Source organism: Serratia sp. J2 (genome assembly GCF_046269175.1).
In the GTDB taxonomy this organism is placed as follows: Bacteria; Pseudomonadota; Gammaproteobacteria; order Enterobacterales; family Enterobacteriaceae; genus Chania; species Chania fonticola_C.
The window spans coordinates 1-15658 of sequence record NZ_JBKABN010000048.1 but is presented as its reverse complement, the minus strand read 5'-3'; the positions used below and the strand labels follow the sequence as shown (position 1 = coordinate 15658).

Here is a 15658-nt window from a genome sequence, read left to right as displayed (position 1 = left end):
AAGGGCGAGGGGGCCAGCCCGTGCACTCGACTAGCCTCTGCTCCTCCGGGAAGTAGGGCATATCAGCGAACTCGATCGGTTCGCTCTCCTTAGGGGATTAAGGATCTTTATCCAAGCAATTAACCGGTTAAAAATCCGGGCCGATCAAATCTATCCGGTCGGTGCAAATACAGTCAACGCCCCAATTCAACAATAAACGCGCCCGCTCCGGCTTATTGACGGTATACACCAGAATACGCAGCCCGGCATCTTTTAGCGCCGCGACACGCTCAGCGGTCAGTTCTTTATGATTAATATGCAACGAGACACAGCCCAGGCGCTCGGTCAGCTCACGCCAATTGTCATCCCACTTGTCCAGCAAAAGGCCGCGCGGCAGTTCTGGGGCGGTCTGCTGTGCCGCCGCCAGGGCTTCCACCGAAAACGAAGAAAGCAGCGGATCGGTTTGCCCTTGCCACAACATGCTGGCGGCAAAAGCCACCACCCGGCCGGTTTCCTCGTCGCTGCCGGTGGTTGGCTTGATTTCAATATTGGCCATCATGCCGTGCTGCTTACAGCGCTCCGCCACGTCCGACAGCAGCGGCAAACGCTCTCCTTTAAAGGCCGAGCTGTACCAGTCGCCGGCATCCAGTTCTACCAGCTTTTCCCATGGCAGTTCGCCCGCTACACCCCAGCCGTTGCTAGTGCGTTCGAGCGTGTCATCATGCAGCAGGAAAATCTGCCCGTCCTGCGCCAGTTTGGCGTCAAACTCGATCATCTTGTGGCCATGACGCGCGCCGACATCAATCGCCGCCAGGGTATTTTCCGGTGCCAGAGAACCGCCGCCGCGATGGGCGACAATGTGGGGATAAGGCCAGGCTGTAGTCATCAATCCATCCGTGTTCCGCTGTGGGTAGCAAAAAAGTGCAGCGCCGACGCAGGCAGCTGTAAATACAGGATACTGCCCGCAGGCGGCAGGGTTTCATGGCTCAGGCGGACGATCACGCCTGAACTCCCCCATTGCCCGTGTGCCAGGTTATCGGCACCGAGTAGTTCCAGCGTTTGCAGCTCTAACGGAATACCGCCCTGCTCGCGCGTACTCAGTTGAATATGCTCCGGTCGGATACCCAACGTCAACTCCTGTCCGCCCCACTGTGGCCGAGGTTCTGGCAGATCCAGTGCCATACCACCAGCCAGTTGCAGTTGTTTGCCGTCCGCACTCAGCGTGCCAGGCAACAAGTTCATCGCCGGGGAGCCGATAAAGCTGGCGACAAACAGCGTCGCCGGGCGTTGATAAACCTCACTTGGCGTACCAATCTGCTCCGCAACGCCTTTATTCATCACGATCACCCGCTGCGCCAGCGTCATCGCTTCAACCTGATCGTGGGTGACATACAGGCTGGTGGTTTTCAGCCGGCGATGCAGCTGCTGCAATTCCAGGCGCATCTGGACACGCAATTTGGCGTCCAGATTGGAGAGCGGCTCATCAAACAGAAACACCGCCGGTTCGCGCACAATCGCACGCCCCATCGCCACCCGCTGGCGCTGGCCGCCGGAAAGCTCACGCGGTTTGCGTTGCAGCAGCGGTTCCAACTCCAGAATACGCGCCGCCTCTTCTACCCGCTGACGGATGTGCTGTTTGCCAAAGCCACGGATTTTCAGGCCATAGGCCATATTGTCGTACACGCTCATATGCGGATACAGCGCGTAGTTCTGGAACACCATGGCGATGCCGCGATCTTTCGGTTCCAGATCGGTCACGCGCTGACTATCAATATAGATATCACCGCTGGTGGTGCGCTCCAGCCCGGCCACCATCCGCAGCAGCGTCGATTTGCCACAGCCGGAGGGGCCAACCATCACAATAAATTCACCATCAGCCACGTCGAGATCGATCTGCTTGATCACCGGCGTTTTGCCGTCGTAAGACTTGGTGACCGCCTGTAGTTTTAAACCTGCCATATTCGTTACTTCTCGCTATCAACCAGACCGCGCACAAACCAGCGCTGCATTAGAAGAACCACCGCCAACGGCGGGATCAAAGTCAACATCATTGCCGCCATCACCTGATTCCACTGGGTCGGCGCGCCGGAGGTGGAAATCATGCTGCGGATCCCTGCTACCGCCGTGCTCATCGAGGCGTCACTGGTGACCAGGATCGGCCACAGGTACTGGTTCCAGCCGTAGATGAAGGTGATGACAAACAGCGCCGCCAGATTGGTTTTCGACAGCGGCAGCACGATGTCCCAAAAGAAGCGCATCGGCCCGGCACCGTCGATACGGGCTGCCTCCAGCAGCTCATCCGGCAGGGTCATAAAGAACTGACGCAGCAGGAAGGTGGCCGTGGCCGATGCCATCAGCGGCAGCGTGAGGCCGGTGTAGCTGTCCAACAGGTTGAGGTTGGAGATCACTTCCACCGTCGGGAAGATACGCACCTCGACCGGCAGCATCAGCGTCATGAAGATCAGCCAGAAGAACAGGCTGCGCAGCGGAAAACGGAAATAGACGATGGCATAGGCGGACAGCACCGAAACCACGATCTTGCCGCAGGTGATCGCCAACGCCATGATCACGCTGTTGAGCAGCAGCATCGAGAACGGCACCTTGAGGGTGCCCACACCGCCCTGCCAGATATGGCGGATGTTGTCCCACAAGTGTCCGCCAGGGACCAGCGTCATAGGTACCTGGAACACCTGCTGATCGTCCAGCGTGGCGGCCACAAAGGCCACATACAGCGGAAACAGCACCACCAGCACGCCAACAATCAGCATCGTATGGCTGAAAATATCCAGCCCGCGTCGGTTCTCAATCATTGGTAACGCACCTTACGTTCGACAAAGCGGAACTGGATCACCGTCAGGCCAATCACCAACAGCATCAGCACCACCGACTGCGCCGCCGAGCTGGACAGATCCAGACCGGCAAAGCCTTCACGATAGATTTTGTACACCAGCGTAGTGGTCGACTGCACCGGCCCACCGCCGGTAGCGGCGTCGATCACCGGGAAGGTGTCGAAGAAGGCATACACCAGGTTGACCACCAGCAGGAAGAAGCTCACCGGCGTGATCAGCGGCAGCACCAGGTTGAAGAAACGCCGTACCGGGCCTGCCCCGTCGATCGCCGCCGCTTCCACCAGGGAACGTGGGATGGACTGCAATGCCGCCAGGAAAAACAGAAAGTTATAGCTGATCTGCTGCCACACTGATGCCAACACCACCAGGAACATTGCCTGGCCACTGTTTTGCGCATGGTTCCAGTCGTAACCGAAACCGGCGAGCACATGGGTGATCAGCCCCATGCCGGGGCTGAACAGGAAGATCCACAGCACCGCCGCTACCGCAGGGGCAACCGCATAGGGCAGGATCATCAACGTCTGATAAAAGCGGCTGCCGCGCAGCACGTAGTCCACCAGCGCGGCAAAGAACAGCGATACCAGCAGGCCAACACCGGCCACCAGGAAGCTGAACACCAGCGTGGTGTAGAAAGACTCCAGGTAATACGGGTCCTGGAACAGCTGTGTAAAGTTGTCCAACCCGACAAACTGGCTGGAAAGGCCGAACGGATCGACGCTTTGTACCGAGTACCACAGCGCCTGGCCGGCAGGCCACAGGAAGAAAACGACGGTGATCAGCAACTGTGGCAGCACCAACACATAGGGCAGCCAGCTACAGCCGAAGCCGGGACGGGATGATGACATAGGGTTAACCGTTAAATGGGGATGAGGGACGGCATAAGCCCCTCACCCCAACCCTCGCCCAAAGGGAGAGGGAGTGGATCGATGTCGTTTGGCCGAATATGGCCCAATCTGACGCTTACTTGGTGGAAGCCTCGAAGCGGCGCAGCAACACGTCACCGCGCTGTACCGCAGCATCCAGCGCCTGCTGCGGGGTTTTCTTGTCGGTCCACACGCTTTCCAGTTCTTCATCCACCACGGTACGGATCTGCGGCATATTGCCCAGACGCAGCCCTTTGGTGAACGCCAGTGGTGGCTTGTTCAGCATCTGACGGGTGGCCACATCGGCCCCTGGGTTTTTGTCGTAGAAGCCCTGCTGCTTGGTCATTTCATAGGCGGCAGTGGTGATCGGCAGGTAGCCGGTCTTTTGATGCCATTCGGCGGCAATCTCAGGCTGGGCCAGATATTGCAGGAATTCCGCCACACCTTTGTAGGTCGCCGCGTCTTTGCCGTTCATCACCCACAGGCTGGCCCCGCCGATAATAGCGTTCTGCGGTGCATTTTTTGCGTCAGCATCAAAAGGCATCATGCCCACGCCGAAGTCAAACTTGGCGTATTTGCGGATGCTGGCCAGCGAGCCGGAAGAGGCGGTAGCCATGGCGCAGTCGCCGTTGTAGAACTTCTCGGTAGGTTCGTCCTTGCGGCCGAAGTAGGTGAAGTCACCCTTCTTGTTCATGTCTTGCAGGAACTGAATATGTTTCACCTGCAGCGGCTGGTTGAACTCCAGCTTGGCATTGGTGCCACCAAAGCCGTTGTTTTCACTGGCGAACGGTACGCCATGCCAGGCGCTGAAGTTCTCCAGTTGGATCCAACCCAGCCAACCGCTGGTGTAGCCGCACTTCATGCCAGCCGCGCGCAGTTTGGCCGCATCAGCCGCCAGCTCCTGCCAGGTTTTCGGTGGCTGGTCCGGGTTCAAGCCCGCTTTCTTGAAGGCGTCTTTGTTGTAATACAGCACCGGGGTGGAGCTGTTGAAAGGCTGGGACAGCAAATGGCCGCTCTTGTTATCGGTGTAGTAACCGGCCACGGTCGGCACAAACACCGATTCGTCGAACTTGACGCCCGACTCCTGGAACACCTGATACACCGGTTTGATCGCCTTGCTCGCCATCATGGTGGCAGTGCCCACTTCGTAGACCTGCAGGATCGCCGGAGCCTTGCCGGAACGGTAAGCAGCAATGCCCGCCGCCAGGCTTTGTTCGTAGTTGCCTTTATAAACCGGGACGATCTTCACATCGCTGTGAGTTTGGTTGAAACGGTCCGCCAGAGAGTCGACTTCGGTACCCAGTTCCCCTTCCATCGAATGCCAGAATGGGATCTCGGTAGCAGCTATTGCATGGCCGCTGACCGCCAGGGCCAAGGTAACGCACAACGTGGTTTTTTTAATCGCGTGAGCAAACATGCCTAACTCCTGAAAAAGCGGGTGTGATCAAAACGCGTGAGCGAAAAGAAACAGTTTTTGTTCGGATGCTAAACATGCCATGCGCGGATGACAGAAAAATAACTCTGGCGTGACAGCTAGATGACAGCGAGGTGAAGTGCAGATGGCGGTTTGATGTCGGCGGTAGGGAATTCACCCCACCGCCGCAGAGAGATTACAGTGAGCGACGCAGGCGGGCGACGGCCTCTTGCATCTGTTGTTCGGTTGCCGTGGCAAACGACAGACGGAAGGTAGAGCGATCCGGTTTTTCAGAGAAGAAGTATTCTCCCGGCACAAATACCACGCCCTGCTTCAGGGTGGTTTTCAGCCACTCGGTGGCATCGAATTGCTGACGGAAACGCGCCCACAGGAACATGCCGCCTTTCGGCATATCAAAGCTGATCACATCACCCAGCTCTTTTTCCACCAGCCCGGCCAGGATCTCGCCTTTGTGCTTGTAGGCCGCGCGGATCTTTTCGATCTGCGCCGGTAAACGATCCAGCCCCAGGTAACATTCGACGATGCTCTGCGACAGCGCGCTGGCATGCAGATCCGCCGCCTGCTTGATGATCGCCACTTTATGCAGCAGGAATGGCGGCAGGATGGCCCAACCCAGGCGCAGGCCCGGAGCCAGGATTTTGGAGAAGGTGGAGGTATAGATAATGTTTTCGGTATGGCCCAGTACCTGCTGCGAAACCTGATACAGCGTAGCATTACGCTCTTCGGTGAAGCGCAGCTCGCCGTACGGGTCATCCTCGATAATCAGGAAGTTATGCTCCACCGCCAGTTTCACCAACTGCTCACGGCGTGCGGCGCTCAGGGTCAGGCCACTCGGGTTGCCGAAGTTCGGAACCACGTATACCCCTTTGATCTTCTGGGTTTTCAGCAGTTCAGCCAGTTCATCAACCACCATGCCGTCGCTGTCGGAAGAGACGGACATGACGTTGGCTTCCGCCAGTTCCAGCGTTTGCAGCGCCGCCAGATAGGTCGGGCGCTCTACTACAAACACATCACCAGGGTTAATCACCGCACGCATCACCAGATCTAACGCCTGCTGGGAGCCTGCGGTCACCACGATATCTTCCGGCTTGGCATTAACGCCACGCTGTGCGCATAGGGTACAGATGCCTTCACGCAGCAGTTCGCTGCCTTCGGTCAGCCCATATTGGAACGCGCTTTTTGGCTGCTCGGTAATGGCCTGCTGGGTAGCAATGCTCAATCCTTCGAAGTCAAACAGCGCATCAGAGGGAATGCCACCCGCCAGCGAAATGACGTTTTCCATTTTGCTGTGCTTGAGCAATTCGCGGATTGCCGAGCTTTTGACCTTTACGATGCGCTGTGCGAGTAGTCCTTCTGTCTTCATTGCTTGTTCTCGTAATCGTTAAGAATAGGGGCGCCACTCAGTGCGCCCTATGGCAATTACCCATGGTTTAACCCCCCAGGTATGCTGACCGCACTGCTTCGTTTGCTAATAATGCGGCCCCCGTATCTTCCAACACCACGCGGCCGTTTTCCAGCACATAACCACGATCTGCCAGTTTTAGCGCCTGGTTGGCGTTTTGTTCCACCAGGAAGATGGTCATCCCCTCTGCGCGCAGCTGCTGGATGATATCGAAAATCTGCTGGATGATGATGGGGGCCAGCCCAAGTGAAGGCTCGTCCAACAGCAGCAACTTCGGCTGGCTCATCAGCGCACGGCCAATCGCCAGCATCTGCTGCTCGCCACCTGACATGGTGCCAGAGCGCTGGCTACGGCGCTCCAGCAGGCGTGGAAACAGGGTAAATACCCGCTCGATGCGTTGGTGATACTGCTCGCGATCGGCAAAGAAACCGCCCATCGCCAGGTTCTCTTCCACCGTCATGCGTGAGAACACCCGCCGCCCTTCCGGTACGATCGCCACGGCCTCACGCATGATGCGCGCTGTCTGCCACTGGGTGATGTCCTGATCCATCAAGGTGATGGACCCTTCGCTGGCCCTTGGGTCGCCGCATAGCGTGCCGAGCAGGGTGGTTTTACCGGCACCGTTGGCGCCGATCAGGGTGACGATCTCCCCCTGTTGAATGTTCAGGCTGACCTGGTGCAGCGCCTGAATTTTGCCGTAATGGGCGGAAACCTGATTAAATGACAACATATGCTTATTCGCCCAGATAGGCCCGGATCACGTCCGGGTTATTGCGGATTTCTGCCGGTGTGCCTTGTGCCAACGGCGTTCCCTGATTCACCACGTAGATGCGATCGGAAATCCCCATCACCAGTTTCATATCGTGCTCAATCAACAGCACCGACACCTGGTGCTGGTCACGCAGCTCGACGATCAGGTGATCCAGCTCATCGGTTTCTTTCGGGTTCAGGCCCGCCGCCGGTTCATCCAGCATCAATAGTTCCGGGCGCGTTACCATGCAGCGGGCGATCTCCAGCCGACGCTGCTGGCCATAGGCCAGGTTACCCGCAGAGCGGTTAGCCATGTCCAACAAGCCCACACGCTCCAGCCACACCGCCGCACGCTCCAGCGCATCGGCCTCTGCACGGCGGAACGCCGGGGTTTTCAGCAAACCGGCAAACACGCCGCTTTTCAAATGCTGATGTTGGGCCACCAGCAGGTTTTCAATCACCGTCATTTCACGGAACAGCCGCACGTGCTGGAAGGTGCGTACCACACCCATGCGGGCAATGGTCTGGCCGGAAAGCCCTTCCAGATGACGATCGCGCAGTTTGATGGTGCCACTGGTCGGGCGATAGAATCCGGTCAGGCAGTTGAACACCGTGGTCTTGCCCGCGCCATTCGGGCCAATCAACGAAACAATCTCACCTTGATGCAGTTCCAACGCGACGTTGTTTACCGCCAGCAAACCACCAAAACGCATCGAAAGCCCGGCTACCGCCAGTAAAGGTTGAGTACTCATGCCTGCTCCCCCTTCACGGCTTTGATATCAGCCACTTTCAGCTTCAACTGCGGGCGTTTCATCGGCAGCAGCCCCTGTGGCCGCCAAATCATCATCAACACCATCAGCGCCCCCAGCAGCAACATGCTGTATTCATTCAGATCGCGCATCATCTCACGGGACACTACCAGCAGGATCGCCGCCAGGATCACCGCAAACTGTGAGCCCATGCCGCCCAACACCACGATCGCCAGCACAAAGGCTGACTCCACAAAGGTGAAGGATTCCGGGCTGACAAACCCCTGACGTGCGGCAAACAGCGTACCGGCGAAACCGGCAAAGGCGGCACTGATGGTGAAGGCGGTCAGTTTGATTTTGGTCGGGCTCAAGCCCAGTGAACGGCAAGCAATTTCATCTTCGCGCAACGCTTCCCAGGCACGGCCCAGCGGCATGCGCAGCAGGCGGTTAATCACAAACAGCGTCAATATCACCAGCAGCAGCGCTACCAGGTAGAGGAACACGATGCGGTCGCTGGGATCGTATTTCAGGCCAAAGAAGTTATGGAAGGTATCCCAACCACCGTCGCGGGCGCTGCGGTTAAACTCCAGACCAAAAAAGGTGGGTTTCGGGATCTGACTGATACCGTTTGGCCCACCGGTAATTTCGGTGTTGTTCAGCAGCAGGATGCGGACGATTTCACCAAAGCCGAGCGTAACGATCGCCAGATAGTCCCCCCGCAGGCGTAGCACCGGGAAACCGAGCAGGAAGCCGAAGATGGCGGTGACGATCCCCGCCAGCGGCAGGCTTTCCCAGAATCCCAGACCGTAATAATGGTTCAGCAATGCGTAGGTATAGGCACCGATGGCGTAAAAACCGCCGTAACCCAGCACCAACAGACCGGAAAGGCCGACCACCACGTTCAGGCCCAGCCCCAGCATCACGTAGATCAGCGTCAGGGTGGCAATATCCACCGTGCCGCGCGATACCAGGAACGGCCAGACTACGGCGGCAATGATGATCGCCGCTGCCAGCACCTTCTGGCGCATTGTGGAGCCGTCAAAGCTGGGTAATACAAACGCCGGGCCGGAGATTTTCTTCATCCCGTGCTGCATCAGCGGACGCAGCAGTTGGAAGAAAAATACCACCACACAACCGATACCAATCCACATCCAGCGCACTTCGGCAGCGCCGTGCACCACCAGCTTGGTGCCGTCGAGGCTCAGTTGCATCCCCATCAGGAAGGAGGCCATGACAAACAGCACGACCGTGGCAATACAGGCGTTAAGCAGACCGAGTTTCATACTTTCTCAACCTCCGGACGCCCAAGGATACCGGTTGGCATCACCAGCAACACCACAATCAGCAAAGCGAAGGACACCGCGTCTTTGTATTCGGTGCTCAGATAGGCCGAGGTGAGCGCTTCAGCCACGCCCAGCACCAGCCCGCCGATCATCGCCCCAGGAATGCTGCCGATACCGCCCAGTACCGCAGCGGTGAAGGCTTTCATCCCGGCCATAAAGCCGATGTAAGGGTTGATCACGCCGTAGAATTGGCCGAGCAACACGCCCGCCACCGCCGCCATCACCGCGCCGATCACGAAGGTGAGCGAAATCACTCGGTCAGTATTGATGCCCAGCAGGCTGGCCATCTTCAAATCTTCCGCACAGGCACGGCAGGCGCGGCCCATACGCGAATAACGGATAAACATCGTCAATGCCAGCATCGCCAGGAAGGTGACCACCCAGATGATGAGCTGCATGGTGCTGATGGTCGTGGCAAAGCCGTTGCTCTCACCCAGCACCCACTGGCCGGTGACCAGACTTGGCAGCGCCACATCACGCGACCCCTGCGTCAGGCTGACGTAGTTTTGCAGGAATATCGACATCCCGATGGCGGAAATCAGCGCAATCAGGCGCTTGGAGTTGCGCACCGGTTTGTAGGCCACCCGCTCGATGCTCCAGCCATAGGCGCTGGCAATCACGATCGATACCAGGAACGCTGCGCCAATCAGCAGCCAACCCACGTCGATGCCAAGCATCATCAGGGCGGCGATAACGATAAAGGAGACATAGCTGCCGATCATATATACCTCGCCGTGGGCGAAGTTGATCATGCCGATAATGCCGTAGACCATGGTGTAACCGATGGCGATCAATGCATAGGTGCTGCCCAGCGTCACGCCGTTGAACATCTGCTGCAGAAAATAGAGAAACTGCTCTGACATACTCTGACCTTCTAAGGTGTTGTACTGGCCGACAAAGAGCGGCCCAACGGCCTGCTGGCGTTGCAGGCTCCGGGAATTCCCGGTTTGTAGATTTTGCTGTCGAGGTGACCTCCGCGTTCAAAAAGCGCAGAGGTCACCTTAAACGGGCTTATTTAATCGGCGTTGATGAGCCGTCGGCATGCCATTCAAACACCCCGAACTCGAAGCCTTTCAGATCGCCTTTGTCATCCCAGCTCAGTGGCCCCATCACGGTTGCCACCGGTTGGCCGGTTTTCAGATCTTTGACGATATCTGCCGGTTCCTGGCTACCGCTACGCTCCATCCCGGTGACCAGCGATTGCAGTGCAGCATAGGTGGTCCAGACAAATGGCCCAGTCGGATCCAGCTTCTTGGCTTTTAATGCATCAACCACCGGCTGGTTGGCTGGCACCTGATCGTAACGTTTTGGCAGCGTCACCAGCATGCCTTCAGACGCGGCACCGGCGATGTTGGACAGCGAGGAGTTACCCACACCTTCCGGCCCCATGAAGCGGGTAGTCAAGCCTGCCTGCTTGGCCTGGCGCAGGATCTGCCCCATCTCCGGGTAGTAACCACCGAAGTAGACGAAATCGACGTTTTCTTTCTTCAGGCGAGCCACCAGGGTAGAGAAATCTTTGTCACCAGCGGTGATACCTTCAAACAGCACTACGTCGGTACCCTGCTTTTTCAGGCTGTCACGCACTGAACGCGCCAGGCCTTCACCGTATTGCTGCTTGTCGTGAACCACGGCGATGCGCTTAGGTTTGATCTCGTTGAGGATGTAGCTGGCAGCCGTTGGGCCTTGGTCGGAGTCAAGGCCGGTGGTGCGCAGGATCATCTTGTAACCACGGGTGGTCAGATCGGCGTTGGTCGCCGCCGGGGTGATCATGATCACGCCTTCGTCTTCATAGATGTCGGAAGCCGGCTGGGTCGAAGACGAGCACAGGTGGCCGATCACGTAACGAATACCGTCATTGATGACCTTGTTGGCTACCGCTACCGCCTGTTTCGGGTCACAGGCATCGTCATACTCTACCGCCACCAGCTTATCGCCCTTGATCCCGCCTTTGGCGTTGATATCGGCAATCGCCTGACGCGCACCGGTGAACTCCATATCACCATATTGCGCCACCGGGCCGGACATGGCGCCCACTACGGCAATCTTGATGTCTTTTGCCACAGCGACATGGCCGATAGCCATCGCGATACAACCGGCCAGCAGCGCTTTACCCTTTGTTAATTTCATCCGCATAATCCCCATCTGTCGTTGTGAGTGTTTCTGTTGTATTTGTCACACCTAATCATTGTTTCTACCCGGCAGATTGCAAGTAACGGCCAACTGACTGTGGCTTGAAAAACGCCGGTAAATCGCTTTTATCTATAAGTAATAATGATTTAGGTATATTAGCGACAATATTTTCTAATAAGACTTTATTTTTCATATCATTAAACAGGAGTTTTCTTCTGCAAAGCAACTCCCAATGCCAGAAACAAGCGGTGTAAACAGGATAAAATCCGGATTAATTCTGCGCTGTTTAGCGCAAGGAACAGCGTGATATGCTGGTTAACACCTCATTAACCAATCGTTTACTCGGAAAATGCTCGCAGCAAAAAACATTTCGCGCAGACCTCGTATAGAAAAACTTACACAACGCTCTATGCAAGATCCATTACACTGTCGACATCCTTTATCGGTGCGGAAATCCGGCATGAAACTGACCATTGAACGCTTGACCAGTTTGTCCCCACAAGACCTTATCGACCTTGGTAAAATCTGGCCACATCAACAACCTGCGCAGTGGCTAAGCTGGCTAGAGGAGGGTAAAGCACTGTTTGCCGCCCGATTTAACGAGCGGCTGCTGGGAGCGGTAAAAATCGAGATAGAGGGCCAGAGCGCCCAATTGCACGACCTGCTGGTGCGCGAAGTGACACGCCGCCGTGGCGTGGGGCTGTATCTGATGGAAGATGCCCAACGCCAATTACCACAGGTACAACATTGGCAACTGGATACTGCCGGATTGGCAGCACGTGAACGTGGTGAGGTAGGCAACTTTATGCGCGCCTGCGGCTTCCAGGCTCGGGGCGATTGCTGGCAAAAATGAAACGTTGGATAGCTCTGATCGTCATTATGCTGCTCGCAATAATGGCCTGGTTTGCAGGGCGCTACCAGGCGATGAATCTTCATCAGCCTTGGGATCAGCAGGCCTACATTTGGCAAAGGGTGTGGACGCCACAGCACGCCGAGGCGCTGGCTGCCAGCCGTGACCTGTTTACTACCTTGCGCGTGTTGGGTTTGCAGGTGCACCCCCGTGAGGGTTTCCGGGACATCACGGTCAATACCGCCCTGCTGAAACAGGATGGCCGCCCGCTATGGCTGGTAGTGCGGGTAGACGGGCAATTGATGCAGTTGGACGAGACCGCCATCTATACACGTCTGCAACAACAGCTGCAACGCTGGCAGGCGGCTGGTTTACCGGTGATTGGCGTGGAGATCGACCATGACGCCGCCACCGCACGGCTGCCCAAATATCAACAATTTCTGCGCCAACTGCGCCAACGGCTTCCCTCTTCATTACAGCTAGGCATCACCGTCCTACCCGCCTGGATCGGATCCCCGGCGCTGCCCGGCGTACTGCAACAGGTAGACAGCTCGGTGCTTCAGGTGCATGCAGTGCTCTCCCCCACACAAGGTTTATTCGACGGCCAGTTGGCGCTGGAGTGGACACGCCAGTACGCGCGCCTTAGTCCTAAACCCTTCCGTATCGCTCTGCCAGCCTACGGCATGGCTCTGCTAGGGTTCGATGCCCAGGGGGCCCTGGTTGAAAGCGAAGTCTCGCAGCGCATGGCGGGCAAGATCCAGGAACTGACCGTGGCACCGCAGCAGGTTGCCGATTTTTTGCAGCAGCTCGCACAACGCCCACTGCCACGTCTGCGCGGCATTATCTGGTTCCGCCTGCCACTGGAAAACGATCGCCGCGCCTGGTCGATGGCGACGCTACGGGCAGTGATCCAGCATCAGCCCTTGCTCACTAACTGGCAGGTTAAGTTTTTGCCGCAGCCACAGCAAAATGGGCTGTATGATTTGATTATTGAGAATCAGGGACCGGTGGATGCACCGTTACCGCGTGAGATCCACATTCAGGCAGAAGGTTGCCTGGCCGCCGACGCGATAGGTCATTACCAGTTGGCAACACCATCGGAACCCCAACACTTTATCCGCATTAGCGGCGATCAGCTACGAGCAGGGCAATCACGCCCCTTGGGCTGGCTACGCTGCCAACAGATCATGCCAGGAGGCACCCATGTCATACCTTGATTTGCCCACCGCAGGGCATCGTCGCCGTGCGTTTCCGTTAGCATCACTGATCGCCGCAGCATTGATGGTGCCGCTGAGCGGCCAGGCCTGTGGGCCAGACTTCCCCAATCGCCTGCTGGTCAACCGCAACGGCACCCTGCTGTATATGCCTGAGGGCAACTTCGCTTTCGAAGCCACCCGTCTGGTGCCGGTAGACCCGCAGCTGCCACGCTGGCAGGCCGAAGCACCGGCGACGCCGCCAAAACCGATGCCCCTCTCGCCAGAACAGCAAGCCATTGCCCAAATGCGGGCAACCAAGACCGTAGAAGAAGCCGACGCGGTAAATGCGCAAGGGCTATCTAATGCCGCGCGCTTATACACGCTGGGGGCGGTAGCCTTTGCCGCAGAAGATCCTCGGGCGTCGCAATATTTCCAACAGGTGTTGGCATTGCCAGCCGCCGAGCAGGGAGCATGGGGGTTACGGGCGCAATACTCGCTTGGCCGCCTGCTGATGGACGATCATGGCACGCCGGAAAACGAATCCGGTAGCGAGCCGGTGGTGAAACATCCGGAGAAAGCTCAGCTTGAGCAGGCCCTGGCCGCCTTCCAGCAGGTGATCGACCAGGTGAAAAGTGGTACTGCCGATCCCGATCAACTGGCGCTGAGTAGCCTGGGCCAGCAAGCACGTATTCATTTGTGGCTCGGGGAAATCGCTCCGGCAGCACAACTGTATGCCCAGCAGGCCGCTCAAGGCGATCCCGATGGCGGACTTTCGTTGCAGTATATCTCCAGCTATTTGATCAACCCGCAGCATGTAGAGGCGTTAAAACAGGCCATTCACGATCCGCTGGTGCAGCAGTTGGTCACCATTGAGCTGTTCGCCCGCAGCAGTAATCTGGAGATGTCCGGCATCATTAACGGTGAGACCGGTGCCAAACAGCTTGTCGATCAGACCCTGACGTTGCTCAATGACTCGGTTAAAAGTGGTTTCAGTGGTAGCGACCGGCTGGCGGCGCTGGCCTATCGTTCCGGGCAATATGCCATGGCGGCCAACCTGCTGAAAAATGCGGGTGATGGCGGTTTAGCCTGGTGGTTACGTGCCAAAATGGCCCTGCGTGATGGTGATGTGAAAGCCGCCACTGCCGCCTATGCCAAAGCCGCAGCCGCATTCCCTACGGATGAAAGCTGGGGAGAACAGCGTAACGAAGACTTCGCAGCCGAAATGATCGTGCCGGATTGCCGAGTTGCCGGTGAGCAGGCCATTCTGGCGCTGAACAGGGGTGATTATCTGCAAGCGATGGATCTGATGTATCGCGGCAAAGAAAACTACTGGGCAGACGTGGCGGATATCGCCGAGCGGGTGCTGACGGTCGATGAGCTGAAAGGCTTTGTGGATAAGCATGCACCAGCGCCCACCACGCCGCTCAAGCCGGTCAAACCTGACGAATACAATGGCGAGCGGATCACCCAAGAGGTTCAACTGCGTGAATTGCTGGCACGGCGCATGATGCGCGCTGGCCGCTATGAGGAAGCGGTGAACTACTTTGCCATTCCGAACTACCGCCAGGCGGCGCAGGACTTTGCCAACCTGATGAAAGCGGCGAAGGATAAATCGGCGGATAAGAACGCACGCGCCAAAAGCTACTATCAGGCGGCGGCGCTGTTGCGCTCGCAGGGGTTGGATTTCACCGGTTACGAAATGACGCCGGATTACAATATTTATGGCGCAGGGTATTCCTATCTGGGGGATGCTTTCAACACCAAGGATATCAAAGACAAGAGTTGGATCAGCGCGGCGGAAACGGCACGGGCCAAGAAATCGTTGCCAGACGCGGATAACCGTTTCCTGCATTACCGCTGGCAGGCGGTGGATCTGGCACAAAAGGCCGCCGATCTGCTGCCACCGAAAAGCCAGGCTTATGCAGCCGTGCTGTGTAATGCCGCTGGTTGGGTGATAGCCCGCGACGCCAAGACTGGCCGGGCGCTGTATCAGCGTTATATCAAGAACGGCACCCAGTTTGAGTGGGGGGCCAAGTTTGGCTACAACTGCCCGGCACCGGAGTTTGATACCGCAGCCAACTAGTGAACGGCCCCCTCACCCTAACCCTCTCC

The 15658-nt window shown here is 57.3% G+C and carries 14 protein-coding genes; 3 read left to right on the top strand and 11 right to left on the bottom strand.

Going from position 1 to position 15658, the window contains the following annotated elements; all coding sequences use genetic code 11:
- Positions 1 to 127: 127 nt before the first annotated feature.
- The 11 genes from ugpQ to ACKWMY_RS26970 form a co-directional block, all read right to left on the bottom strand.
- The gene (gene ugpQ, locus ACKWMY_RS27020) at positions 128 to 865 is read right to left on the bottom strand and encodes a glycerophosphodiester phosphodiesterase (protein WP_024484626.1); all 738 of its coding nucleotides are present in this window, start codon (positions 863 to 865) and stop codon (positions 128 to 130) included.
- Entirely contained in the window at positions 865 to 1938 is a 1074-nt protein-coding gene (locus ACKWMY_RS27015) for a sn-glycerol-3-phosphate import ATP-binding protein UgpC (RefSeq protein ID WP_161712638.1), read from the bottom strand. The genes ugpQ and ACKWMY_RS27015 overlap by 1 nt, the downstream gene beginning before the upstream one ends.
- A 5-nt stretch (positions 1939 to 1943) precedes the next feature.
- The gene (gene ugpE, locus ACKWMY_RS27010; protein WP_021181492.1) at positions 1944 to 2789 is read right to left on the bottom strand and encodes a sn-glycerol-3-phosphate ABC transporter permease UgpE; all 846 of its coding nucleotides are present in this window, start codon (positions 2787 to 2789) and stop codon (positions 1944 to 1946) included.
- Positions 2786 to 3673 (bottom strand): sn-glycerol-3-phosphate ABC transporter permease UgpA, encoded by an 888-nt coding sequence (gene ugpA / locus ACKWMY_RS27005; RefSeq protein WP_309047992.1) that lies wholly within the window; start codon positions 3671 to 3673, stop codon positions 2786 to 2788. Before ugpA ends, ugpE begins: the two co-directional genes overlap by 4 nt.
- A gap of 115 nt (positions 3674 to 3788) precedes the next feature.
- Positions 3789 to 5108, bottom strand: coding sequence for a sn-glycerol-3-phosphate ABC transporter substrate-binding protein UgpB (gene ugpB / locus ACKWMY_RS27000; protein ID WP_098929125.1), 1320 nt, complete (start codon positions 5106 to 5108; stop codon positions 3789 to 3791).
- A gap of 193 nt (positions 5109 to 5301) precedes the next feature.
- Positions 5302 to 6489: a PLP-dependent aminotransferase family protein gene (locus ACKWMY_RS26995; RefSeq protein WP_065685456.1), complete on the bottom strand. Its 1188-nt coding sequence runs from the start codon at positions 6487 to 6489 to the stop codon at positions 5302 to 5304.
- A 67-nt stretch (positions 6490 to 6556) separates the two neighbouring features.
- Positions 6557 to 7258 (bottom strand): high-affinity branched-chain amino acid ABC transporter ATP-binding protein LivF, encoded by a 702-nt coding sequence (gene livF / locus ACKWMY_RS26990; protein WP_161712641.1) that lies wholly within the window; start codon positions 7256 to 7258, stop codon positions 6557 to 6559.
- Between the two features lie 4 nt (positions 7259 to 7262).
- Positions 7263 to 8030: a high-affinity branched-chain amino acid ABC transporter ATP-binding protein LivG gene (gene livG, locus ACKWMY_RS26985; protein WP_024484631.1), complete on the bottom strand. Its 768-nt coding sequence runs from the start codon at positions 8028 to 8030 to the stop codon at positions 7263 to 7265.
- Entirely contained in the window at positions 8027 to 9310 is a 1284-nt protein-coding gene (locus ACKWMY_RS26980) for a high-affinity branched-chain amino acid ABC transporter permease LivM (RefSeq protein WP_024529578.1), read from the bottom strand. Before ACKWMY_RS26980 ends, livG begins: the two co-directional genes overlap by 4 nt.
- Positions 9307 to 10233: a high-affinity branched-chain amino acid ABC transporter permease LivH gene (gene livH / locus ACKWMY_RS26975; RefSeq protein ID WP_024529577.1), complete on the bottom strand. Its 927-nt coding sequence runs from the start codon at positions 10231 to 10233 to the stop codon at positions 9307 to 9309. The genes ACKWMY_RS26980 and livH overlap by 4 nt, the downstream gene beginning before the upstream one ends.
- 148 nt (positions 10234 to 10381) lie before the next feature.
- On the bottom strand, positions 10382 to 11497 hold the full coding sequence (locus ACKWMY_RS26970) for a branched-chain amino acid ABC transporter substrate-binding protein (RefSeq protein ID WP_024529576.1): 1116 nt from the start codon (positions 11495 to 11497) through the stop codon (positions 10382 to 10384).
- 463 nt (positions 11498 to 11960) lie between these two features.
- Here ACKWMY_RS26970 and panM point away from each other — a divergent pair, with 463 nt between their 5' ends.
- Genes panM through ACKWMY_RS26955 form a run of 3 tightly spaced genes read left to right on the top strand, consistent with a single transcriptional unit; the run spans position 11961 to position 15629 of the window.
- Positions 11961 to 12353 (top strand): aspartate 1-decarboxylase autocleavage activator PanM, encoded by a 393-nt coding sequence (panM, locus tag ACKWMY_RS26965; RefSeq protein WP_024529575.1) that lies wholly within the window; start codon positions 11961 to 11963, stop codon positions 12351 to 12353.
- Complete coding sequence (locus ACKWMY_RS26960) at positions 12350 to 13567, top strand: DUF3142 domain-containing protein (RefSeq protein WP_409487394.1); 1218 nt, start codon at positions 12350 to 12352, stop codon at positions 13565 to 13567. Before panM ends, ACKWMY_RS26960 begins: the two co-directional genes overlap by 4 nt.
- Positions 13554 to 15629 (top strand): hypothetical protein, encoded by a 2076-nt coding sequence (locus ACKWMY_RS26955; protein ID WP_409487393.1) that lies wholly within the window; start codon positions 13554 to 13556, stop codon positions 15627 to 15629. The genes ACKWMY_RS26960 and ACKWMY_RS26955 overlap by 14 nt, the downstream gene beginning before the upstream one ends.
- The last annotated feature ends 29 nt before the right edge of the window (positions 15630 to 15658 follow it).